This is a genomic window from Pseudodesulfovibrio sp. 7M6, from assembly GCF_050058625.1.
GTDB lineage: Bacteria > Desulfobacterota > Desulfovibrionia > Desulfovibrionales > Desulfovibrionaceae > Pseudodesulfovibrio > Pseudodesulfovibrio salinus.
In genome coordinates this window covers 3962921-3986441 of record NZ_CP188816.1, presented here as the reverse complement: position 1 = coordinate 3986441, position 23521 = coordinate 3962921, and the positions used below count along the sequence as shown (strand labels likewise).

Annotated in this window: 19 protein-coding genes and 1 pseudogene; 10 read left to right on the top strand and 10 right to left on the bottom strand. The window is 59.2% G+C overall.

Annotation, left to right across the window (positions count from 1 at the left end):
- Positions 1-96 precede the first annotated feature (96 nt).
- The 3 genes from cydB to ACI0FG_RS18395 form a co-directional block, all read right to left on the bottom strand.
- Positions 97-1146 carry a cytochrome d ubiquinol oxidase subunit II gene (cydB, locus tag ACI0FG_RS18405; protein WP_419786472.1) on the bottom strand — a complete coding sequence of 350 codons (1050 nt, stop codon included), beginning with the start codon at positions 1144-1146 and terminating at the stop codon, positions 97-99.
- Between the two features lie 30 nt (positions 1147-1176).
- The gene (locus ACI0FG_RS18400; protein ID WP_419786471.1) at positions 1177-2490 is read right to left on the bottom strand and encodes a cytochrome ubiquinol oxidase subunit I; all 1314 of its coding nucleotides are present in this window, start codon (positions 2488-2490) and stop codon (positions 1177-1179) included.
- Between the two features lie 119 nt (positions 2491-2609).
- Positions 2610-3935: an ATP-dependent 6-phosphofructokinase gene (locus ACI0FG_RS18395; RefSeq protein WP_419786470.1), complete on the bottom strand. Its 1326-nt coding sequence runs from the start codon at positions 3933-3935 to the stop codon at positions 2610-2612.
- Between the two features lie 109 nt (positions 3936-4044).
- On the opposite strand from ACI0FG_RS18395, the gene ACI0FG_RS18390 reads away from it, so the two are divergent.
- From ACI0FG_RS18390 to ACI0FG_RS18375, 4 genes are all read left to right on the top strand, one after another.
- Positions 4045-4446, top strand: a complete 402-nt coding sequence (locus ACI0FG_RS18390; RefSeq protein WP_419786469.1) for an Hsp20/alpha crystallin family protein — start codon at positions 4045-4047, stop codon at positions 4444-4446.
- 84 nt (positions 4447-4530) lie between these two features.
- Positions 4531-5388, top strand: coding sequence for a zinc metalloprotease HtpX (locus ACI0FG_RS18385; RefSeq protein ID WP_419786468.1), 858 nt, complete (start codon positions 4531-4533; stop codon positions 5386-5388).
- 158 nt (positions 5389-5546) lie between these two features.
- A complete protein-coding gene (locus ACI0FG_RS18380; protein ID WP_419786467.1) occupies positions 5547-6887 on the top strand; it encodes a trypsin-like peptidase domain-containing protein in 1341 nt (446 codons plus the stop codon).
- Positions 6888-6901: 14 nt separating this feature from the next.
- Entirely contained in the window at positions 6902-7540 is a 639-nt protein-coding gene (locus ACI0FG_RS18375; RefSeq protein ID WP_419786466.1) for a class I SAM-dependent methyltransferase, read from the top strand.
- Between the two features lie 210 nt (positions 7541-7750).
- On the opposite strand, the gene ACI0FG_RS18370 is transcribed toward ACI0FG_RS18375, so the two are convergent.
- Positions 7751-8293 carry a hypothetical protein gene (locus ACI0FG_RS18370; protein WP_419786465.1) on the bottom strand — a complete coding sequence of 181 codons (543 nt, stop codon included), beginning with the start codon at positions 8291-8293 and terminating at the stop codon, positions 7751-7753.
- 307 nt (positions 8294-8600) lie between these two features.
- Between ACI0FG_RS18370 and ACI0FG_RS18365 the strand changes: the two genes are divergently transcribed.
- From ACI0FG_RS18365 to ACI0FG_RS18350, 4 genes are all read left to right on the top strand, one after another.
- Positions 8601-9851 carry a hypothetical protein gene (locus tag ACI0FG_RS18365; protein ID WP_419786464.1) on the top strand — a complete coding sequence of 417 codons (1251 nt, stop codon included), beginning with the start codon at positions 8601-8603 and terminating at the stop codon, positions 9849-9851.
- Between the two features lie 13 nt (positions 9852-9864).
- Positions 9865-11040 carry a THUMP domain-containing class I SAM-dependent RNA methyltransferase gene (locus tag ACI0FG_RS18360; protein ID WP_419786463.1) on the top strand — a complete coding sequence of 392 codons (1176 nt, stop codon included), beginning with the start codon at positions 9865-9867 and terminating at the stop codon, positions 11038-11040.
- A 172-nt stretch (positions 11041-11212) separates the two neighbouring features.
- Positions 11213-11401: a hypothetical protein gene (locus ACI0FG_RS18355; RefSeq protein ID WP_419786462.1), complete on the top strand. Its 189-nt coding sequence runs from the start codon at positions 11213-11215 to the stop codon at positions 11399-11401.
- A 115-nt stretch (positions 11402-11516) separates the two neighbouring features.
- A complete protein-coding gene (locus ACI0FG_RS18350) occupies positions 11517-11765 on the top strand; it encodes a hypothetical protein (RefSeq protein WP_419786461.1) in 249 nt (82 codons plus the stop codon).
- A gap of 376 nt (positions 11766-12141) precedes the next feature.
- Here the strand turns inward: ACI0FG_RS18350 and ACI0FG_RS18345 are convergent, their stop codons facing one another.
- The 6 genes and pseudogenes from ACI0FG_RS18345 to aprB form a co-directional block, all read right to left on the bottom strand.
- Positions 12142-12798, bottom strand: coding sequence for a hypothetical protein (locus ACI0FG_RS18345; protein ID WP_419786460.1), 657 nt, complete (start codon positions 12796-12798; stop codon positions 12142-12144).
- 52 nt (positions 12799-12850) lie between these two features.
- Complete coding sequence (gene qmoC / locus ACI0FG_RS18340) at positions 12851-14122, bottom strand: quinone-interacting membrane-bound oxidoreductase complex subunit QmoC (protein WP_419786459.1); 1272 nt, start codon at positions 14120-14122, stop codon at positions 12851-12853.
- 10 nt (positions 14123-14132) lie between these two features.
- Entirely contained in the window at positions 14133-16412 is a 2280-nt protein-coding gene (locus tag ACI0FG_RS18335; RefSeq protein ID WP_419786458.1) for a hydrogenase iron-sulfur subunit, read from the bottom strand.
- Positions 16413-16415: 3 nt separating this feature from the next.
- A pseudogene (locus tag ACI0FG_RS18330) lies at positions 16416-17657 on the bottom strand (CoB--CoM heterodisulfide reductase iron-sulfur subunit A family protein); the annotation flags it as partial.
- Positions 17658-17818: 161 nt separating this feature from the next.
- Positions 17819-19816: an adenylyl-sulfate reductase subunit alpha gene (gene aprA / locus ACI0FG_RS18325; protein WP_419786457.1), complete on the bottom strand. Its 1998-nt coding sequence runs from the start codon at positions 19814-19816 to the stop codon at positions 17819-17821.
- Between the two features lie 63 nt (positions 19817-19879).
- On the bottom strand, positions 19880-20380 hold the full coding sequence (gene aprB / locus ACI0FG_RS18320; RefSeq protein WP_419786456.1) for an adenylyl-sulfate reductase subunit beta: 501 nt from the start codon (positions 20378-20380) through the stop codon (positions 19880-19882).
- Positions 20381-20995: 615 nt separating this feature from the next.
- Here aprB and sat point away from each other — a divergent pair.
- Together sat and ACI0FG_RS18310 are read left to right on the top strand one after the other, a co-directional pair.
- Positions 20996-22282 carry a sulfate adenylyltransferase gene (gene sat, locus ACI0FG_RS18315; RefSeq protein WP_419786455.1) on the top strand — a complete coding sequence of 429 codons (1287 nt, stop codon included), beginning with the start codon at positions 20996-20998 and terminating at the stop codon, positions 22280-22282.
- Between the two features lie 351 nt (positions 22283-22633).
- A complete protein-coding gene (locus tag ACI0FG_RS18310) occupies positions 22634-23497 on the top strand; it encodes a DMT family transporter (RefSeq protein ID WP_419786454.1) in 864 nt (287 codons plus the stop codon).
- Positions 23498-23521: the final 24 nt, after the last annotated feature.

Genomic DNA, 23521 nt, shown 5'->3' with positions numbered 1-23521 from the left:
ATTTTCTCCACCCTTTAGGCCGGGAACATTGAATAAAAAAGGCGTCCGGCCTTTGGGACCGGACGCCTGCAATGCAGTTGTTGCCGAAGGTTCGGCTTAGTAGTGGATGTCGCCCTCTTCCATGGGAGTGGCGAACTTCTTGTACACCCAGGACTGGTAGCCGATGACCAGGGGCACGAAGATCACGGCCACCACGAGCATGATCTCAAGGGTCAGCGCGCTGGAGGCGGAGTTCATGATGGTCAGGCTGTGGCCGGGATTCGGGTTGGACGGAATGATAGCCGGGAAAATGCCAACCACGCCGAACAATGCCGTACCCACGATGTACACGCAGGAAGCGGCCCAGGCCATCCAGTATCTTCCGGCACCCAGATAGGTGCGCATCAGGATCAGGCCACCCACGGGCAGCAGCAGGATGACAAACAGCACCGGGTACAGGAAGTAGTTGCTGAACAGCTGGGTGGACAGGGCGGTGTAGGCAAGGAAGAGCACCGTGACCACAACCTGGATGGGCCAGATCACGCGAGCAGCGGACTCGGCCCGTTCCTTGAGGTCGCCCGTGGTCCGGATGGTCAGCCACAGCGCGCCGTGCATCAGGAAGATGACCACGAACAGGACGCCGCCTGCCAGACCGTAAGGATTGAGCAGACCGAAGAGTCCGGCCTGGCTGAACCCGGTCTCGTCAAGCGGGATGCCCTGGAAGATGTTGCCGAAGGCCACACCCAGCAGCAGGGCGGGCAGGAAGGAACCGAGGATGTGGCACCAGTCCCAGACCTTGCGCCAGGTTGCGCTGTCCACCTTGGAGCGGAACTCGAAGGACACGCCGCGCACGATAAGCGCGAAAAGCAGCAGCATCAGGGCCAGATACAGGCCGCTGAACATCTGGGCATAGGCATAGGGGAAGGCGGCAAACGTGACGCCGCCCGCCGCGATGAGCCAGACTTCGTTGCCGTCCCAGAAGGGACCGGTGGCATTGAGGATGGCCCGACGGTCATCCTCGCTTTTGGCCAGCAGGGGCATGAGGGAGCCAGCTCCCAGGTCAAAACCGTCCAACATGAAGTAGACGGCCCACAACACGCCCCACAGTACGAACCAGATCGTCGCCAGATAGAAGTGAAGCGAACCGGTTTCCATCAACGTTGTCATAGATATTCTCCTTTCAATTCGCTCACGCAGTTAGACTTCGATGGGGCTGTGATCTTCGGGGCCCTTCTTGGCCAGACGAATCATCAGCCAGATGCCCGCCGCGCCCAGCAGGGCGTACAGCACACACATGAGCACCAGGGTGAACCCGACAGCGCCGGTGGCAACCGGAGAGACAGCGTCGGAGGTACGCATCAGCCCGTAGACGATCCATGGCTGGCGGCCTACCTCGGCCAGGACCCAGCCTGCCTGCATGGCGATGTAGGGCAGCGGAATGGCATACATCATCACCTTGAGGTAGAGGGGGAACTTTTCAAGCTTGTTGCGCATCACCCAGCCGAACAGGGCGAGCAGCGGCATAAGGGTGCCGATGCCGACCATGAGGCGGAAGGAAAGGAATGTAAGAGTCACGGGCGGGCGGTCGGCTTCGGGGAAGTCGTGCAGGCCCTTCACCTCTGCGTTAACATCATTGTAGGCCAGGAAGCTCAGCGCGCCGGGAATCGGCAGCGCCTCGATGATGTTGCCATCCTTGCCGGGCACGGACAGCAGGTAGATGGGCACGTTGGTGCCGGTATCCCAGTGGGATTCCATGGCCGCCAGCTTGGCGGGCTGGACCAGGGACATGTGATTGCCGTGCAGGTGACCCTCAACCGCGGTGACAATGGAAAAAATCAGCGCGAAGGAGGCAGCCATCGTGAACGACTTCTTGAAGAAGTCCACATGGGACTTGCGCAGCAGGTGCCATGCGGAAATACCCATGATCAGGAAGGCGCCCAGGCAGAGCGCACCCGGCACGATGTGGAAGAACTCCAGCCAGGCAAACTTGTTGAACACAACCGCACCGAAATCCGCCAGCTCGGCCCTGCCGTTGCGCATGACATAGCCGGTGGGATCCTGCATGAAGCCGTTGGCGATGAGAATCCAGAGCGCGGACAGGTTGGAAGCACCGGCCACCAGCCAGGCCGTAATGGCGTGGGCCTTGGGCGAGAGCTTCTCCCACCCGAAATGCCAGACACCGATGAAGGTGGATTCCAGGAAGAAGGCGGCGGTTGCCTCGATGGCCAGAAGCGAACCGAAGATATCGCCGACAAAGGCCGAATACCGCGACCAGTTGGTACCGAACTGAAATTCCAGCGTAATGCCGGTCACAACGCCGACCGCGAAGTTAACCAGGAAAATCTTCCCCCAGAACTTCGCCATTTTCCGATACGTTTCATCACCGGTTTGAACAAACCGCGTTTCCATCCAGGCGATGAGCACGGACAACCCGAGCGTCAACGGAACAAAGATGAAATGGAACATCGTGGCCGCTGCGAATTGCAGCCGCGAAAGCATGAGCACATCCATACAAACCCCCTTGTGGATATGACTTGGATAACCTTAAACAATCCTTGAATGACCAGTAGTTCGGCCAAGCTACTCCTCTCCTGCGGAAATTTCAAGAATAATAATTATTATGAAATAGTTTATTCATCATTTTTCATCATGGGCGGCTGGCCGGTGGATTCAAGCACGGCCCGCCAGTAATTGGAGCACGGATCGATCCGCTTTTTGCCCTTGGTCACCAGTTCCATTGGAATATGCACATATCGCCCATTCCAGCGGGAAACGACCATGCCGGTCCTGCCGGACATTCCCGCGTGCACGGCATAGATGCCGAGGAACGAACAATAAATCCGGTCGTTGGCGTTGGCCGGGACCGAACGGATGATATAGCTCGGGTCAATGTACTTGAGGGTCGGTTCGATGCCCTTGGCCTTGAAATGGGCGAGGATTTCCCGCTTGAGCAGGGCCGCGATGTCGCTCAACCGCGTATTGCCGGAAGCGTCCGTGTCGCCGGTATCCTGGAGCAGGTCCTGCCCCGCGCCCTCGGCCACCACGATGACGGCGTTGCCCCGCCGCTCCATGCGATGCTCCAGGTGGGCCAGGAACCCGTTCTCCCCATAGAGGTCGAAGGAAACCTCGGGAATGAGCACGAAGTTGACCTCCTGGCAGGACAGGGCGGACTGCGCGGCGATGAAACCGGCGGAGCGGCCCATGACCTTGACCATCCCGATGCCCCACGGCGCGCCCGTTGCCTCCACATGCGCGCCCCGAATGGCCACGGTCGCGGTTTCCACGGAGGTATCGAACCCGAAGGAGGGGGAGGCGAAATTGATGTCGTTGTCGATGGTCTTGGGCAGGCCGATGACCGAGATGGAGAGCTTGCGCCGCGCTATTTCCTTCACCACCTTGCTGGCGGCGCGCATGGTGCCGTCGCCGCCGATCATGAACAGGATGGAAACGTTCATCCGCTCCAGGGCGTCGACGATGACCTCCGGGTCCTGCGGCCCGCGCGAGGACCCCAGCACCGTGCCGCCGAATTCGTGGATGCGGCTCACATAGTCCGGCGTCATCTCCACAACGTCATACCCCTGCTCGGGAACGAACCCGGCCAGCCCGTAACGGATGCCGAGTACCGAGGGCACCCGGTATTCGTGAAAGCAGGTCATGACCACGGCCCGGATCACGTCGTTCAATCCCGGGCACAGCCCGCCGCAGGTGACCACGGCGCACTTGGTCTTGCTCGGGTCGAAGTAGATCTTCGACCTCGGCCCGGCGGCCTCAAAGAAAACCTGCTTCGGTTCCTTTTTCCGGCGCCCCTTTTCCACCCGCTTGCGGGAGATGTGGATCAGCACATCCTCGCCTTCCTCGACGAACCGGCCAAACCGGATGGGATTGGCAATCTTGGCTTCGCCCACTGTGGAAATGGTGGCATCCCCCGGGACTTCGACGGTTTCACATACTTTCATGATCTACCCCGTAACTTGATCTTGTTGAGCTATTGCCCATATTGTTATATGGAATCGTATCCTGGGGCAAATTATAAATGCGTTTTTTCACCGCGTTACGGAGAAAGCAATGGGAAAATTCAATCGCGTCTCCTGGATGGAGGGCGCTGATTTCGAAGAATCGGCCAACGGACTGAACGGACATCCCAGCCTCTGGCAGCCTGCGGCCGACGTCCTGGAGTCCGAAAATCACTTCCTCATCCAGGTGGAGCTGCCCGGCATGACACTGGACGACGTGACCGTGGAGCTCAAGGGCCACCAGCTTGTCATCTATGGACGCATACCGGATGCAAAGCAGGAGGGCGTCTTCCGCCACCATGTCGTGGAACGCCCCGTCGGTCGATTTGCCCGCGCCTTCAACATCGGCTCGCACGTCAACCCTGACGACATCTCCGCCACCCTCAAAAACGGGTTGCTGACCCTGACCCTGGAAAAGAAAGAACCGCGCAGCCGCTCCATTCCGGTGGACTGATCCCCATAGTCCATAGTGCAATTGCCGTCTCCTTCTTGACGTCCTCCGTCTAATTCCTATCTATTCGGTTCGGAGGACGATTTCATGACGAGTCAGATAAAAACCGTATTTTTTCTCAGTCTGCTCACCGGCCTGCTCATGGTCCTGGGCGGCTTTCTCGGCGGCCGCGCCGGTCTCTTCCTCGCCTTTGGCCTGGCCATGGTCATGAATGTGGGCAGCTACTGGTATTCGGACAAGCTGGTCTTGCGCATGTACAAGGCACAGCCTCTCTCGCCCGGCGATGCCCCCCACATCCACCGCGTGGTGGAGGAAATGGCCGCCAAAGCTGGTATTCCCAAACCGCGCATAGTGCTTATTCCCCAGGACGCGCCCAATGCCTTTGCCACCGGGCGCAACCCGGAAAACGCCGTGGTCGCGGTCACACGAGGCATCGTCTCCATACTGGACCCGCAGGAACTCAAGGGCGTGCTCGGCCATGAGCTGGGGCACATCGTCAATCGCGATATTCTCATCCAGACCGTGGCCGCCGTGATGGCCGGAGCCATTGTCTTCATTGCCAACATGCTCCAGTGGTCCGCCATATTCGGCTTTGGCAGATCGGACGACAACGAGGGCGGCAGCCCGCTGGCCGCCCTGGCTATGGCCTTCCTCGCCCCGGTGGCCGCCACCATGATCCAGATGGCCATATCCCGCTCCCGCGAGTATCTGGCCGATGCCACCGGCGCACGGCTGGCAGGCAGTCCACTCCCCCTGGCCGGCGCTCTGGGCAAGCTGGAGGCAGCCGCGCACCAGATTCCCATGCAGGGCAGCCCGGCCACCGAAAACCTCTTCATCGTCAGCCCGTTTCGGGGCCGGGGCGCGGTCTCGCTCTTCGCCACCCACCCGCCGGTGGAGGAACGCATCGCCCGTCTGCGCGCCATGGCCACCCATCCGCAGGGGTAATCAATAGCGCCGGAAACATTGACAGTCCGGCAAGCACCCCTTACTTCTAACGTATCGAAGCTGCATTACGCCGAAATCCGCTTTTCCGGCCACCTTGGGTTGGCCCGGAGAGAATGCGGGATGGCGACACATTTCAGCTGAAAAGCCACTGACCATACATGTATAGAAAATACTCTGTTTTCGCGTTACTGGCCCTTTTTCTCTGCACCGCCATGCCGGCGCAGGCGCATATCGCCAATCCGGACAACGACCGGCGAAGCCCTGTGGTCCGGGCTGTGGAAGCCGTGGCCCCCTCGGTGGTCAACATCACCGTGCTGAAACAGATGCAGCGCGGCGTCCGCTCGCCCTTCGGCAACCCCTTCTTCGACCAGTTTTTCAATGAGTTGTACGGCCAGCGCAAGTATCAGGCCCAAAGCCTCGGCTCCGGTGTCATCATCGACGGCAGCAAGGCCCTGGTTCTGACCAATGCCCACGTCATTTCCGGCTCCGCCACCATCACGGTCCGACTCAAGGACGGTCGGGAGTTCAAGGCGGACCTGGTCGGTTCCGATCCCGACTTTGATCTGGCCGTGCTCCGCCTGCAAGGAGTGAAGGAAAAGCTGCCAGAAATGGCCATGGGCGACTCGGACGACATTTACATCGGCGAGACCGCCATCGCCATCGGCAACCCCTTCGGCTATTCCAATACCGTCACCACCGGCGTCATCTCCGCCCTCAACCGGCCCATGACCAACCAGGGTTCCTACGGCAGCTTCATCCAGACCGACGCGGCCATCAACCCCGGCAACTCCGGCGGCCCGCTGCTCAACATCCACGGGGAACTCATCGGTATCAATACCGCCATCCGCGCCCAGGCCGAGGGCATCGGCTTCGCCATTCCCATCAACAAGGCCAAGCACGTCATCGACGAGCTGATCCATACCGGCCACGTGGCCCCCATCTGGCTCGGCATCTTCGGCCAGGACCTCGATCAGCAAACGGCCCACTATTTCCGGCTCAAGGACCTCAAAGGTATGCTTGTGGCCGAGGTCATGCCCGATACCCCGGCCCAGGCAGCCGGGCTGCGCCCCGGCGACGTGGTGCTCGATTTCAACGGGCAGCGGATTCAGGACAGGAACGACTACATGAGCCGGTTGTCCAACATCACCCGGACGGAAAAGGCCACCCTCGGGGTCCTGCGCTCCGGCAAACGACTGACCGTCACACTGGGACCCAAGGTGCTGGACGCACAGTCGGCCCAGTCACTGGTCCTTTCCCGCTGGGGTTTCGGCCTGAGCGACAACAACGGCCACGGCTCCCTGGTGACCAACGTTGTCAGCGGCAGCCCGGCTGCCAAGCTGGGCCTGCGTACCGGCGACATCATCCACCAAATCGGCAACCGGGTCGTCTCGAACAGCGGCGACCTGATCAACGCCTTTCTGCGCAACCGAATGCAAAACACGGTCATCATGCGCGTGCAGCGGGGCAACAACCTCTACTATGCGCGATTATCCCTATAACCAGGTTACACCCAATGGAAGACCAACGACGATACTGGACGAAACAGGGCGCGACAAAGACCTTCACCACCCCCTTTGAATCAGAACTCTTCTCCTCCCACGTTCCACAATCCGCCCGCATCCTGGACTACGGATGCGGCTACGGCCGGACTCTCAACGAACTCCGCCAGGCCGGTTACGCCAATCTCACCGGCATCGATTTTTCCGAATCCCTCATAGAACGCGGCCGGGCCGCACACCCCGAACTCGACCTCAGAGCCTTCCCCGGCGGTCCCCTTCCATTTGAAGACAACAGCTTCGACGCCGCCATCATGCTGGCCGTGCTGACCTGCCTGCCCGAGACCAAGACACAGGCCAAGGTGCTGCTGGAACTAAAACGGGTGCTCAAGCCCGGCGGTTTCCTCTACATCAACGACTTTCTGCTCAACCGCGACCGCTACAACCTGGACCGGTACAAGATCGGCCAGGAGCGATACGGCATCTACGGCATCTTCGACATACCCGACGGCGGCGTTCTTCGTCACCACGACGTGAACCACATGGAAGCCCTGTTTTTCGATTTCGAGACCATCGCTTTCGAGGAAACCGTGTTCCCCACCATGCAAGGGCACGAGTCCCACGCCTTTTACACTTTGCTGCGGATGCCACAGTGATAAGAGGGAAATGCAGGGAGGGAAGCCGCCTTCGGCGGGATTGATGGGTGATTTCGCCTCCGGCGGCTCAAGGGCTGAGGCCCTTGAGAATCCTTTTCTCGCCTACGGCGAAGGGGAGTACTAATACAACAATAAATGCCCCGGCAGATGTGCTGTCGGGGCATTCATTGTTGTAAGCGAAAGTCTGTGTACGCTACCGGCGCGGGGCGGTTAGTCGCGCAACGTGGTCCGGCCGGAAGAAGTGATCAGGTCGGGCGAGGAGGCCATGGCCGTCTGGCGCAGGGTCAGCTCGCCGTTGTTGGTTGCCCGGCGAAAGGCCATGCGCCGCAGTTCCAGCCGCTCAAATTGAAGGTCACGATGGGCGAGCAATCGCGCGATGTGCTGCTTGCGGGCCTCGGTGGAAATGGCGGCTTCCACGGTTTCGACCTTGGTCATGGGCTCGGCGTCCGCCACCAAGACCGGCTTGTCCGCACCGTCCTGGAAGTTCGGCATGGTAAAAGCGCTGCCGTCAAGCACGGACATGATCTTGTCTTCCACAACTTCGGAAGGGTCTTTGCCATTGGCGGCATACTCATAGGAAAACTCGCCCAGGGTAACGGCCGAAGACGCATACTGGAGCGGAGCAAAACCAGCCATGCCGCCAACGCTGAGCAACGGTCCCACAACCGCGCAGCCGGGCAGCAATGCCAGCACTATGATCACCGCAAAGGTGATCGCCACTTTCCTCAAAGCGGCATTCGTTGTCCGTAGCATGGTCACCCCCACATGTAGATTCGTTGACCATCCTCATCCCACTGAGCCGGATAACGAAGTCTCACTATACACCGCTTTTATTATTCGGACAACATTTTCAAAACATTTAGAGCAGTTGCGGAAAACATGTTCAAGCGCAACAATTAAGTCACGTTATTTCAGAATGTTAGCATATATATTTTTTCGCTCTTAAATCCCTTGTGAAAGCGGCTGGTTAAAAAAAGTTGCATCGAAATTCTTGAAGAAATGAGAATATGAATCCCGGTGACGCGCTTTACCTGCCCAGCGCAAACAGGTAAATGAGCCCATGCACGGCGCAACCGACATAACCCGACAAAGCAGATGGCCCAGCATTGTCCCGCTGATACTGGCCTATGCCCTGCTCCCCCTGTGGACACTGGCTGAAAGACTTGGCGAGATTCCGCCGACCTCGCCCGATGCGGTCTGGGCAGTACTGGCCGGAGCGGGGCTGCTGACGGCCCTGCACGGCTCTCGCCGCGCCACTCCTTCACGGGGGAGATTCCTTTTCCGACTGGTGCTGGTCATCCTGCTGGCGGTGACGATAATCCGGTACATGCCCGGATGGAGCTTGTTTCTGACCTCGGTAGTCCCCTACCTTGAGGAAGCCTCCCCGCTTGTCTATCTTCTCTTTGCCGTTCTTTGGGCCTTTTCCATTGGTCTGCCCGACCGAGCCGACTTCCAGCGTTTCGGCGCACTCCTTGGAACGCTGTGCATGGCGGATTTGGCTTTCGAAGCATTTTTGTTCCGGGCAGTTCCGGTGATTCGGCTCATCGGCCACGCGGATGTTCTGGCCGGGTTGCTGCTCATATCTCTCTGCGCCGGGCTTCGCCCCGGTCCCAATCAAGGCGGTCCGGAGGAACCGGATCAGGGTCGGCCATGGTGGCGGGCGCTGACCATGCTTGGGATTTTCGCCTGTCTTTCGCGCACCGGCCTGTTCGGTGCGGCCTGGGTGGTGCTCTGCTTCGGACGCGGCGGCCTGATCCGGCGGATGCTCTTTGCCATCCTCGCAATGTTGCTGCTGGCCGGGACCTTCTATCTGCCGGTCTACGACCCCACCGCCGTCCGTTTCACCAACTACTGGCTGTGGAGCCAGGGTACCAGCACATTCGTCAACACGCCTTCGCTGCTGCTCACCGGCCTTCCCGTCAACCAGGCGCTCCCCTTCCAGTTCAACGCCAACATGGGCGTCATCTGGGAGGCGGCGACAGGGACTTCCGCCATATTCGGCGCCTATATGAACCAGATCCCTGCCTTCTGGCTCCGCCTTACCCTTGGGTGGGGACTGATGCTGCCCATTGCCCTGCTCTGTGCCCTGTTCGCAGGCCTGCTCACCCGGACCACACGTCTCGGAGCCGGGCTGGTCACCGCACTCTTCGCCCAGGGCATGATCACCCCACTGCTCTATGATCCGCCTACCGGCGTCTGTATCGGGCTGGCCATGGTGCTGGCCTTCAGGCTCCCCAAGGCTACCACCGCCGTTGACGCCCCCGCCGACACCCCCGCTCCCGACCCTGTCGATGAGTGGAATTTACGCTAATTTCGGAGATATCATGGCCGATTTCACGACCCAATCCACCATTCTCGTCACCTGCCCCAAGGGGATGCCCGAATACCTTGCTGAAGAACTGAACACGCTGGGATTCACCCAGTCCCATGCCCTCGACGCGGGCGTGGAAACACGCGGCACGCTGCAAGACTGCATGAAACTCAACCTGTGGGTGCGCACGGGCCATCGCGTGCTCTTCGAGCTGGCACGCATAGACGCGCTCAGCGCGGACGATCTGTACCGCGCTGTACGCAAGCTGGACTGGGAACAGTTTCTGGCGGTGGACGGCTATTTCCGCGTGGATGCCGTTATCCGCGACACCACGGTCAACGACTCCCGCTTTGCCGCCCTGCGCGTCAAGGACGCGGTGGCGGACCATTTCAACGACCGCTACGGCCGTCGGCCCGACTCCGGCCCCGAAACTTCAGGCGTCTGCCTGTTCCTGTACTGGAACGGCCGCCGGGCCACACTCTATCTGGACACAACCGGCGAACCACTGCCGCGCCGGGGCTACCGCAAGCGGCCCCACAAGGCTCCCATGCAGGAGACGCTGGCTGCCGTCTGCGTCCTCGCCTCGGGCTGGCCCGCGCAGGCCAAGCGCAACGGCCACTTCATCGGCCCCATGTGCGGCTCCGGCACCCTGGCCATCGAGGCCGCGCTCATGGCCGTAAACGGCGCTCCGGGCCTGCTGCGCGACCACTTCGCCTTCATGGCCCTGCCCGACTACGACTCGGCCCGATGGAACGAACTCCTCGATCAGGCCGAAGACGCGGAGAACCCGAACTTCTCCGGCCGCATCATCGCCACAGATCACGATCCCGAAGCCATTGAAGCCGCCCGCGACAATGCCCGCGCCGCCGGGGTCGGCGACTTCATCGAATTCGGTGTTTGCGATTTCCGGGAAACCGAAGTCCCCGAAGGCCCCGGCATAGTGATGCTCAATCCCGAGTACGGCGAGCGCCTCGGACAGGTCGATCAGCTCGGCCAAGTCTACAAGGGCATCGGCGACTTCTTCAAAAAGTCCTGCTCCGGCAAAACCGGTTTCATCTTTACCGGCAATCTCAAGCTCGCCAAGCAGGTCGGCCTGCGCACCAAGACCCGCCGCACCTTCTTCAATGCCAAAATCGAATGCCGCCTGCTCGAATACGAACTCTACGACGGCACCCGCAAAGGGGAATAGGTTCCCTGACGGGAAGAAAAGCAGATGAGGAAGCCGCCTGCGGCGGGATAGACGGATGATTTCGCCTCCGGCGGCTCAAGGGCTATGGCCCTTGAGAATCCCGTTCTCGCCTGCGGCGAAGGATTGTTCCCATAAAATCCTTACACCTAACTTATCAAGACTTCTGCGAATAATGGCCCTGAACGTTTATAATTTTGCCCTGCTCAACCCGGATTATCACTACGACAAATACACCGGTTGCTCCTTCATGCCGTTCTGCGCCAGCGAAACCGATTACATTTTCACCGGCAATTCCAAACTCACCACTCAGGTAAGCTCGCTCAGCAACGACTATCGCACCTTCTTCAACCCTAATATATAATCTTATCTGCCGAAATAATAAGACACTACACTTTTTGGACGCAATAGCCCTCTCTCTGTCAACCTATCTTGACATAGTAATCATTCTATTTTATTTTTTTAATAAAGGAGATGCTATGCAGCGTTATTTGAATTTAAGCGGAAAGTCTGGAATTGAGGCGTTTAGAATTGAAGATAAATCAATTTCTGTCCAATTCAAAAAAGGCAGAGTATACCAATATTCTGAGAACCCAATAGGCAGTCAACACATAGAAAATATGAAAGAACTCGCTTTAGCTGGACAAGGTCTAAACACCTATATTTCGCAAAACAGAGACGTCTATCATGGTGCTGTTGCAATTGGAGGAAGAGAACTTTATAGATGACATTCATAATTATATGACTTTACAGCATATTTTTGCAATTATATCCAAATTCTGTCTAAGCAGGCTCCTCCTATTCCCCCATCCCCTTCCCCCTCGCCCGCGCACTCTGGCGAAGCAGCGCCAGCGCCCTTCGCCACCCCCCGCTCCCGCACTGGCCTTTCATGCCGTACCGAGGCTTCGTAGAGTGGTGTGGATGTGCATTTTTCGAGGGGGGATTTGACCGCAGCGTACTCCTTGTACGCGAGGATCAAAGCCCCCCTCGAAAAATGTGCAGACGCGCCGCTATCCGAAGCCGCCCGCCCGAGTAATTTTTACGCAAAAAAAGGGGCCGCCCCCAAAGGAGCGGCCCCGCATTCTTGCGTAAAAACGCTCGGCGCTACCATTCGCCGCCGAAAGCGTCTCCACCGAAACCGAAGTCGGGTTCGGGCTCGCCACCGACCTCGGGGCCGGAAGCCATGCCGCCATCGGCGGCGGCAGCGGCGCCTTCGCCACCGGCAACACCGGCAACGACAACACCCTGCTTCTTGACCTTCTCGACTTCTTCCATGAGCTCATTGAGTTTTGAAGTCATCTCATTGAGCTTGGTGGTGGCAACGGAAACCTGCTGCTCACCGGCCTTGTTGGCTGCGTCGATGGTCTTGACCTTGGCCACCAGCGGGTCGAGCTTAGCGTTCAGCTCGTCCTTTTCGGCGGTCAGTTTCTCAACCTGAGCCTTGAGCTCGGCATTCTCAGCCTTGAGGGCGGCCATGATGTCCAGGACGGCCTGGGCGCGATTGGCCTCGGCCTCGGGCAGGGCCTCGATTTTGACCTGGTTGCCGAGCTTGGCGATATCGCCTTCGGCGTACTTGGTCAGGCCGGGTTCCTGTTCGTAGATCCAGGCTTTGGACAGGGCCTGCGCCACGGGAGCGACGTCGGCGTCCAGGGTTTCTGCCTGGGTGATATAAGCCAGCATATCGAGCTGAGTCTGATCAGCGGCTTCGCCGCGAAGAACAGACACGAAAGCGTTCATGGGGAAAACCTTAGCTTCAGCCATTTGATGCCTCCTTAACTAAGTAAGCTTCGTATTTTTATGTTCACCCAGGCGACTATTTGTCGTTACCCATGGGAATGCGGCCAATCTTCTTGGCATAGGACAAAGCCACGGTGCGGTATACCAGGTGGCCCAGCTTGGACCAGGGAAGGTATGCCAGCAGCATGAACACGCCGATGAGGTGCACGTAGTACAGGGGGTAGGCCAGCAGGGCCACGCCCAGAATACGGAACACAAAGGCGGCAAGACCGGTCGCGAAGATGGCCCAGATCAGGGTCAGCAGATACCAGTCGTACCAGTTGGAGGACTGCTTGGACTGGTCAAGGTGCGTACGCCGTTTGGTCAGAGTGATGAGGCCGTAGATACCCAGACCGGCGCCGACGAAGGCGAGCAGCTTGATCGGGTGGTACAGCGGCATCGGGGTGTGACCGATGGCGGACAGGATGTGACCCAAGGACTCCATGCCGATAGCGCCCAGGAACCAGCCGCCCCAGTGGCAACCGGCAACAACGCCGGTAACGACCATCAGAGCGATGAAGGCGTACATGAGCATCTTGTGCCCACCGGCACGCTTCTGGTCGAGCTCGTCGGACTCTTCGTCGTTGCAGTCATTGAACTGGGTGTGCTGCAGGACCTCGTACTTGATCGTATCGATCAGGCAGGAGAGGAAGCAGGGTTCTTTTTTGCGGCCCACGATGAAGGTCTTGGGCTGCGCATCAAAGGCCTTGAGCATGTTCCGGACGCCTGCAAAGAAGCCCCAGAGCATGAACAGGAAGACCAGGATGAAGATGGGGTCGATGGTGTAGTCGCCGGGGAACAGTCCACCAAAGGCGATAACGCCGTCGGCCACGGGTTTCCAGGCATGGGCCGCTTCGTTCCACTCAAAGGTGGGGAGGAAGGAGCCAAGCTTGCCTGCCATGATGACCCAGATGATGCCGTAGATCAGCGCCGGGACGGCGGCCAAAGGCAGCAGACCGGCGGAGCTGGACATCAGCTTGCCGATGATCGGCAGCGGGGACAGGTTGCGGTAGGCCATGTTGCGCAGGGCGGCCAGCAGGTCGCCCGGCTTGGCACCGCGCGGGCACAGCGTGGAGCAGGTGCCGCAGTTGTGACAGAGCCAGATGTCGATATCGTTGACCAGGCGGTCCTTGAGTCCCCACTGGGCCCAGACCATCTCCTTGCGGGGGTACGGGCTATCGGACGGGGACAGGGGGCAGACCACCGAGCAGGTGGCGCACTGGTAGCATTTCTTGAGAGAGTCGCCGCCAACAGCCTGCAACTCCTTAACGAACTTAAGGTCCGGTTGTACCTTCACGGTAGTAGACATTCCGTACCTCCTAGTAACCCTTGAACGGGTTCGGGCCAAAGTTGGTGGTGATGTTCCTGACGAAATCGTCGATCAGCGCGGGAACTTGGTCGTACATGTCGATGGAGACCTCGTACTGTTCGACGCGCTCGGGCTCGACGCCCAGGCGGCCCAAAGACTCGGCAATGTTCTCCTTGCGGCGGTTGCACAGCTCGGAGCCCTTGACGAAGTGGCACTGGTAGTCGTCGCCGTACTTGCAGCCGAGCATCATGACGCCGTCGATGCCCTTACTCATGGCATCGGCGACCCAGATGGCGTTGACCGAACCGAGGCAGCGCACGGGCAGGAAACGCACGTACGGGCTCCAGCTCTTGCCGCGCATGGCGGCCATATCGAGCGCCGGGTAGGCGTCGTTCTCGCAGCAGAGCACGATGATGCGCGGTCCGCCGGCGTCCAGGGTATCCGGAACTTTGACTTCCTTGATAGCCTGGCCCATCTGGCTGATGCCGTAGTTGGCGAAGCTGATGACGCGCTCCGGGCAGGCACCCATGCAGGTACCGCAGCGGCGGCAGCGGGTCGGGTTCGGCAGCGGCGTTCCCTTCTCGTCATCATCCAAGGCGCCGAACGGGCATTCCTCGGTGCACCGTTTGCACTGGGTGCAGCGGGTGAAGTTGAACTCCGGGAAGCTCAGGTCGCCGGAGCGAGGGTGAACCGAGACGCCTCGGTTGGCGGACTCGATGCACTGAATCGCCTTGAGGGCGGCACCGGCGGCATCTTCCGCAGCGAGGCCCAGGCCCATGGGCTGACGCACGCAACCAGCGGCGTAGACACCGGTACGGCGGGTCTCGTAGGGGAAGCAGATGTAGTTGGAATCGGCGTATCCGTCGAACAGCTCCAGGTCCGGGAAGGCCGGGCCCTGGCGGTAGATGAAGTTCATGGTCGGATCGGCCGCGGTGGTGGGCACGATGGCCGTAGGCACAACCACCAGATCGGCGGAGATGGCCACGTTGTCGCCCAGCAGGGTATCCTTGGCGGTGATGACCACGGCGCTGCCCGCTTCCGCAACGGAGGCGACGGTGCCCTTGGTCAGCATGATGCCCGGATCATCCTGGGCAGCCTTGTAGTATTTCTCGTTGATGCCCGGCACCATCATGTGATCGTAGATGATGTAGGCAGTGGCGTCGGGAGCAAGCTCGCGCACGTAGTTGGCCTGCTTCAGGGCGACCAGGGAGGTCAGCTCGGAGCTGTAGGCCAGGTGCTTGGCAGATTCCTTGTCCGGATAGTCGAAGCCTTCGCATTCGCACTCTTCCGCTTCGGACTCTTCCTTGCAAGGCATATCCTCGGGAGCCGCACAGGCGTCGCCGCAGGCGTCGAATTTCACACCCTTCATCAGCAGGGACGTATCGACGATGAAGGCCACGGAAGTCGGGGTCTTGCCATCGGCGGTCTTGATGCCGCCGTTCTTGGCCATGGCCTCGAACTCGGCAGCGGTAACGACGTTCTTGATCTTGCCATAGCCAAGGGGTTCCAGGAACTTGCCCTTGCCCGGCACCCAGCCGGTCGCCATGACACAGGCACCGATTTCGTATTCCTTGCCAGCAATGGTCGCCTTGTACTTGGCAGGGGCGCCAGCCAGGGATTCCAGGGTCGCGCCGGTGATGACCTCGATCTTGTCGTTGGCCTGCACGTCCTTGATGAGCTGGTCGATGCCGATCTGCTGCTCACGGTCGGAGAAGGGAGCGCCCAGAGGGAAGGACTTGTACATGGTGGCAGCCTTGCCGCCCAGGGTGTCCTTCTTTTCCACCAGGACAACGGAGTATCCCAGGGCTGCGGCATTCTGGGCCGCTTTCAGACCGGTGAAACCGCCGCCGATGACCAACACGGTCTTGTAGGCTTCCGGCAGCTCCGGAGCGGGAATGCGGCTGTTGATCAGCTTGATCATTCCCATGTTGCAGTAATCCTTGGCGATGACTTCCATCTGGCCGGGGAACTTCGGGTCTTCTTCGTAAGACCACACGCAGTGCTCACGCAGGCTGACGCGTTCCACCTGAACCTTGTCGCCGAACTTGAAAACGTCCCACTTGGCGCGGGGGGAACAGGCGCAGCAAACCACGCCGTCCAGGTCATTTTCCTTGATATCGGCCTCGATCATAGCCTTGCCTTCCGGGCTGCACAGCACCGGGCTGGACTTGGCCACAACAACGGAGGAGGAGTGTTTGCCCCCCGCGCAGAACTTGGCCAGACCATCGACATCAAGGTTGGCCCCGATGTCACAGCCTCCACAGATATATACTCCAAGCTTTTCAGCCATTGGTTACCTCCCTACCACGGTTTGAATCGCCTTCATCGCAGCAGCGGTGCCGGACTGGGCGGTCTTCATGACGTCAAGCGGCTGCTTGGCGCAACCGGCGGCGATAATGCCTTCGCCGTCAATGACGAAACCGTCGGCATCGGTAGTGCCTGCCGCGGCGGAAAGCCCTGCGCAGCTGGGCTCCATGCCGGTGGCGAGCACGACCATGTCGAACTTCTCTTCGGTCTTGATGCCGGTCAGTGCGTTCTCTACGGTGACGATCGGGTTGCCCTGAGCGTCCTCGACGATACCCGCGACCTTGCCTTTGACCAGGTTCAGTTTCGGATCAGCCTCGGTGGCATCCTTGAACTTGGCATAGCGGCCCGGAGTACGCAGGTCGATGTAGTAGATGGTCACGGCGGCGTCGGAGCGGGCACGCGTGTAGCGCACATGCTTCAGCGAAGCCATGCAGCAGATGTAGGAGCAGTAGTTCAGGTGGTTCTCATCACGGGAACCGGCACACTGAACAAATGCGATCTTCTTGGGCTCGGCACCATCGGAAGGACGCTGAATCTTTCCGGCGGTGGGGCCGTTGGGAGCGCACAGCCGCTCGAACTGCATGTTGGTGACGACATTCTTGAGCTTGCCGCCGCCAAGGTTGGTCAGCTTGGAAACATCGTACGGCTTCCAGCCGGTGGCCACGACGATGGCGCCGACGGCCAGATCGAAAGTCTTGCCCTTGTCGTCAAGATCGACGGCATCATAGGGGCAGGCGTTCTTGATGGCACTCAACTCGCCCTCGGATGCGTTCTCGGCATCGACCACATAGCGCATGGGGAACATGAACGGGTGGGTCTTGTAGGCCAAACCGCGCTTGCCGGTCCCGAAATCAAATTCGCTGCTCACCTTGGTGGAAGTTGCGCCCTCACACTTGCCGCAGGCGGTACACTTCTCGTTCACGAAGCGGGGCCGCTGCTCGATGGTGACGTTGTAGTCCCCGGCGGAACCGGAAAACGACTTGACGTCCGCCATGGTGATAACCTTCACCTTAGGGTTGTTCTTGATGCGCTGGAACTGGATCTCCAGACCGCAGGAAGGGGGGCACAGCTTGGGGAAGTACTGATTCAGCTGCGCTACCCGGCCCCCGAGGTATGGATTGGTTTCAACAATGTAGACCTCGTAGCCCACTTCGGCGGCTTCGAGGGCGGCGGTGATTCCAGCGAACCCCCCGCCTACTACGAGAATACTGTTGTTCGACATTCTCTTAACTCCTCCCGAATAAAGTTGAGGCTAAGCCAAAAAATGGCCTAAACCCGGACCGGGAGCCTGTCCCGGCCCGGATTCAGACCATTTTAGCCCCGGCAGATTGGGAAGTGACCGCGGGCCCGGGGGGCCCGCGGTCACGGATTGATCAGCTAGCCCGAAGCCTAGGCGTCGGGGATGATCCTGACGTAGGGCTTCTTGAAGACAGAAGTCACGCCAGTGGCCGGATCGTAGGTGGAGTTGACGAAGCACTTCCACTTGCTGTCATCCAGGCCCATGAAGTCGCCGCGGTAGTAGAAGCCCGGGTAACGGGATTCTTCACGGAACTCGATGTGCTGCATGTGCAGGCGGACAGTCCACAGGCGGTGGAACTGCTCCCAGCAGCGCATCAGTTCGTGCAGGTCGCGAGCGGCCAGCTTCTGGGAATCCTCTTCCATCATGCCGAGCAGCCAGAAACCGGTGTTCAGCAGAGCGCGAGAGGTCATGTACATGGTGCCGACACCTCCGCCGTACTCATCGGTGCACTTGATGAGGCGCATCATGAAGTTGTGCGGGGTGATGTAAGCGGGGTTGACAACGGGATCGGTGGAACCGCCCTTGTTGGCCTCGTAGGTGTACCAGGGCTGGTAGATCTCTTTGGCCAGATCAGCAGCGTTCTCTTTCAGAGAAGGCTTGAAGTCCTTGTGGTCCATGACCCAACGGACCATCTGCTTGCCGACGATGCGGCCTTCAGCGTGGGAACCGGAGGAGAACTTGTGACCGGAAGCACCAACGCCATCAGCGCAGGTGAACAGGCCGTTCACGGAGGTCATACGGTTGTAGATCTTGCCGTTGTCGGCCTTGATCTTGTAGGACTCGGGGACCCAGGACTCGTCCGGACCGGAAACCCAGATACCGCAGCAACCGGAGTGGGAACCCAGGAGGTACGGCTCGGTGGGCATGATCTCGGAACCACGATCCTCAGGAGCGCAGTTGGTGGCAGCCCACAGGTTGGCCTGGCCAACGCACATGTCGAGGAAGTCTTCCCAAGCCTCGGACTCAAGGTGCTTCCACTCAGGACCGGTCAGATCGTTGTTGACGGTCTTCAGCAGAGCGCTCTTGGTGTCCATGAAGATCGGGCCGCGGCCTTCACGCATCTCACGGAGCATCATGTGGTTACGCAGGCAGGTCGGGATGATGTGACCCTTGGCGTAGCCGCGATCCTCGTAAGGCTTCAGCATGGCGCGGTTGGTCTCGCAGTAGTCTTCGCCCTTGTAGTTGGTAGCCTTGGCCTTGAAGAGCAGGAACCAGGCACCGACCGGTCCGTAACCGTCCTTGAAGCGGGCGGGGACGAAGCGGTTTTCCATCATGGTCATTTCGGCACCGACCTGAGCGCACATGGTGTAGGTGGAACCAGCGTTCCAAACCGGGTACCAGGCGCGGCCCATGCCCTCACCAGTGGAGCGGGGACGGTAAACGTTAACGGCGCCACCACAAGCCACGACAGCGGCGTTGCAGGTGTAGACGTAAACTTTGTTCTCACGGGTGGAGAAGCCGACGGCACCGGCGATGCGGTTGGGCTCGTTGGCATCCAGCAGCATCTTAACGATGAAGACACGCTCAACGTAACGCTCGTCACCCAGGGCATTCTTCGCGGCCTCGGCCACGATGCACTTGTAGGACTCACCGTTGATCATGATCTGCCAGCGACCGGAGCGGACCGGAGCGTCACCCTTGCGGATGGCGAAACCTTCGGCCTTGGCCTTGGCGCCATCCAGGTTCTTGCCGTCTTTCTTGACCCAAACGGGGAGGCCCCATTCTTCGAAGAGATGGACGGAATCATCAACGTGACGGCCGAGGTCGAAGATCAGGTCTTCGCGGACGATGCCCATCAGGTCGGTACGGACCATGCGGACGTAGTCGTCGGCGTCGTTCTCACCCATATAGGTGTTAATGGCGGACAGACCCTGGGCAACTGCACCGGAACGCTCGAGAGCGGCCTTGTCGCACAGCATGATGCTCAGGGAGGGGTCGACTTTCTCCATCCAGCGGACGGCTTCGAAAGCAACACCGCAGTTGCCCATACCGCCGCCAACCAGCAGGAGATCAACGTGTTGTTCGACGATTTCCGGCTCGGCGAGAGCGACACCCTTGGAAGCTTCTTTAATAGGAAGCAGAGGCATAATATTTCTCCTAGGATTTAACGTGAATTCAAGTTGTTCTGGGCAGACAGTCGATAGCCGGGATTAAACCAGGCTAGCGTAGTCTTCCAGCTTCCACTCTTTCTTCAGGTCAGCCTCGGTGACGGAGGCTTCTTCCATAACCGCAGTCTTGGGCGCAGCCAGCTCGGTCTCGGTGAAGAGGAGCTCGTTGTCCAGATCGCTCGGTTCGGGCTTGCCGTCGAAGGGCTTGATGGAACCTTCGGGAGTGGTGCGGATGGGGAACTTGAAGCGTTTCACGTTGCCGCTACGGAATTTGACGGTCCACATGATGTCTTCGGCGGAACGCATCGGGATGGAGGTTCCACCCATGGGAGCGAAGTCGGCGTACGGACGGGCTTCAATGGCGCCCTGGGGGCAAATTTTCACGCAGGAGTAACATTCCCAGCATGCAGACGGTTCCTGGTTGTAGGCGCGCATTTCGGCCGGATCCAGGATCATCAAGTCATTGGGGCAAATGTACATGCAAGCGGTCTTTTCGCCACCCTTGCAGCCGTCACATTTCTCCGGGTTAACAAAGGTCGGCATAACTTCTCCTCCTAAAGGGTTTTATTATTCAACTAAACCGACGTCCTCTACCTAAATGCAAAATATGCCACCCTACCAATGAGGGCGGGATTTCGAAGTAGCAAGACGAGACACTCGTTGTCAATGCGAAAGTGAATTTTTTAACAAGCGAGCATCATCACTCGCGTCCTGCCAAGGTTTACGGGCACCCGCAACCGCGCAATGGCCCTATTACCGACGAAACCGGCAGCCATGCGCGAAAAAACGGATATTTTCCACATAAACTGCCAACAGTTTTAGTGTAAATACTCGCTTGTTAGCAAGCCTTTTTTATTCGTGTTTCACAAATAGCATCATGTCTCTTCAACAACCCGGAATGTCGTGTAAAAATTATTTGAATTCAATCCGTTATTTCTAGACTTTCTTGCGAGAAAATCTATGCGGACACCCTACCTTTACCCCGTATGGACACTTCGTCATATGTTCAAAAAAAAGCGCTTGACACGACTTTCACAAACAGCCAAAAAGAGCGAACCCTACTATATGGGAAAATCTCATGGTCCAGAGGCGTCCAAACTCGCGCGCCATGATGTAAGGCAATGGTTTTTTTGACTTAATCATTTTTAGGAGGCTAAAATGTCCAAACTGGTACCCCCTCATGGTGGAAAAGGTCTTGTCTGCTGCCTGCTCGAAGGGGCTGCTCTCGAAGCTGAAACCAAGAAGGCCGCAGGCCTGAAGACCCTGGAAATTTCCGATCGCGCCAAAGGCGACCTCATCATGATGGGCATCGGCGGTTTCTCTCCGCTGAACGGCTTCATGACCAAGGCTGACTGGAAGGGCGTTTGCGACAAGTTTCTGATGGCCGATGGCACCTTCTGGCCCATCCCCATCACCCTGGACACCAACGATGAAGACGTCAAAGTCGGTGACGAGGTTGCTCTGAAGGCCCAGGACGGCGTTGTTTACGCCACCATGACGGTCGAAGAGAAGTACGAAATGACCGAGGCCGACAAGAAGTGGGAATGCGAGAAGGTCTACAAGGGCCACGGCGAAGACTCCGCTGATGACGTCTTCTGGAAGGTCGCCATGGAAGATCATCCGGGCGTCCAGATGGTCATGGCTCAGGGCAAGTACAACCTGGCCGGTCCCGTCAAGGTCCTGTCCGAGGGCGACTACGCCAAGCGTTACCCCGGCGTATACCTGACCCCCGCCCAGATCCGTGCCGAGATGGAGAAGCGTGGCTGGGCCAACGTTGCCGCTCTGCAGCTGCGTAACCCCATGCACCGCTCCCACGAGTTCCTGGCCAAGATCGCCGTTGAAGTCTGTGACGGTGTCGTCATCCACTCCCTCATCGGCAACCTGAAGCCGGGCGACATCCCCGGACCCGTCCGCATCAAGTGCATCCAGGCCCTGATCGACGGTTACTTCGTGCCCGAGAACGTCATCAACGCCGGTTACCCCCTCGACATGCGCTACGCCGGTCCCCGCGAGGGCCTCATGCACGCCACCTTCCGCCAGAACTACGGTATCAACAACATGCTGATCGGCCGTGACCACGCTGGTGTCGGTGACTTCTACGGCCTGTTCGAGGCTCAGGAAATCTTTGATCGGATTCCCTACGTCAACGAAGCCTGCCCGGAACCCGGCAAGGCCCTGCTCTGCAAGCCGATGAAGATCGACTGGACCTTCTACTGCTACAAGTGCGACGGCATGGCCTCCATGCGCACCTGCCCGCACACCAAGGAAGATCGCGTCATCCTGTCCGGCACCAAGCTGCGTAAGGCTCTGTCCGAAGGCGCTGAGGTTCCCGATCACTTCGGTCGTGACGAAGTTCTCGTGATCCTGCGCGAATACTACGAAGGCCTGACCGAAAAGGTCGAGGTCAAGATGCAGAAGGCCGCTTCCGGTCAGGACATGAAGTAAGTCCGCCGGTTGGCTTTTGCCGACTATCCGAGGGGGCTGGCTTTTGCCAGCCCCCTTTTTTTATTCTCTATTATCTCATATCGTTTGCAGGAATGGAGCGTTGAATCAGACGCTGCCACACGCAGCCACAGGGCACCAAGCACGCCGCATAACCCGATCCTCTTGCCCGAAACGCCCGGAGTCCAGCGGGTTCCGCCCACCTTGCGCAAAAAAGAACAAGTCTAATTGCGCCCAAAAGAACAATGCCGATTGTGCAAAATAGCGCAAAAGTGTTTTCTACGGATTTCTGTTGATACTCTGGTTTGTTACTCGTACTTTCCCCTGGCAGAAAATCTTCTGCCAGAGGCATACGTGAAGGAACATACCAAGGCCATCCTGGTCATAGCCGCAACCGCGCTCATGTGGAGCACGGGCGGGCTTGGCATCAAGCTGGTCGATCTGGGTCCCATGGCCATTACCGGAACTCGCAGCGCATTGGCGGCAGCCACTATGCTGTTGATTTTCCGGGGGCGTCTGCATTTCCACTTTTCCTCCATCCAATGGGCCGCGGCAGCGGGATACGCCGGCATGCTCGTCACCAACGTCGTGGCCACCAAGTGGACCACCTCGGCCAACGCCGTCCTGCTCACCTACACCGCACCCATCTATGTCGCCCTGCTCGCCCCCCGCGTGCTTGGGGAACGGACGCGCCCGTCCGACTGGGCGTTCATCGCCGTCACAGTGGGCGGGATGCTCCTTTTCTTTCTGGACAGGCTTTCCGCCGAGGGGCTCTACGGCAACCTCATGGCCGTTGTTGCCGGCTTGTCATACGCGGTATTCACCCTGTGCATGAGGGCACAAAAGGACTCCTCCCCGGTGGAATCGGTCATCCTCGGGCACGGGCTGACAGTGCTGTGCGCCCTCCCGTTCCTGCCGGGTTCGCTGCCAGCACCGGCGGCATGGGCGGGGCTGCTCTATCTCGGCGTTGTGCAGCAGGGCATTTCCCTGGCCTTCTATGTCTGGGCCATCAAGCGTCTGGGAGCGCTGGAGGCCATCCTCATCCTGATGCTAGAGCCGATCTTCAACCCGATCTGGGTCGCCCTGGGTTATGGGGAGTTGCCCGGTCCCTGGGCAATGCTCGGAGGCGCAATCGTCATCGGCGTGGTGACGTTGCGTAGCGTCGGCTCCGCACTCCGGCACGGGCATCGGAAAAGCCCTCTAAGCCACGCAGCATGACGGAGGAGCCCCGACCGCTTGCAT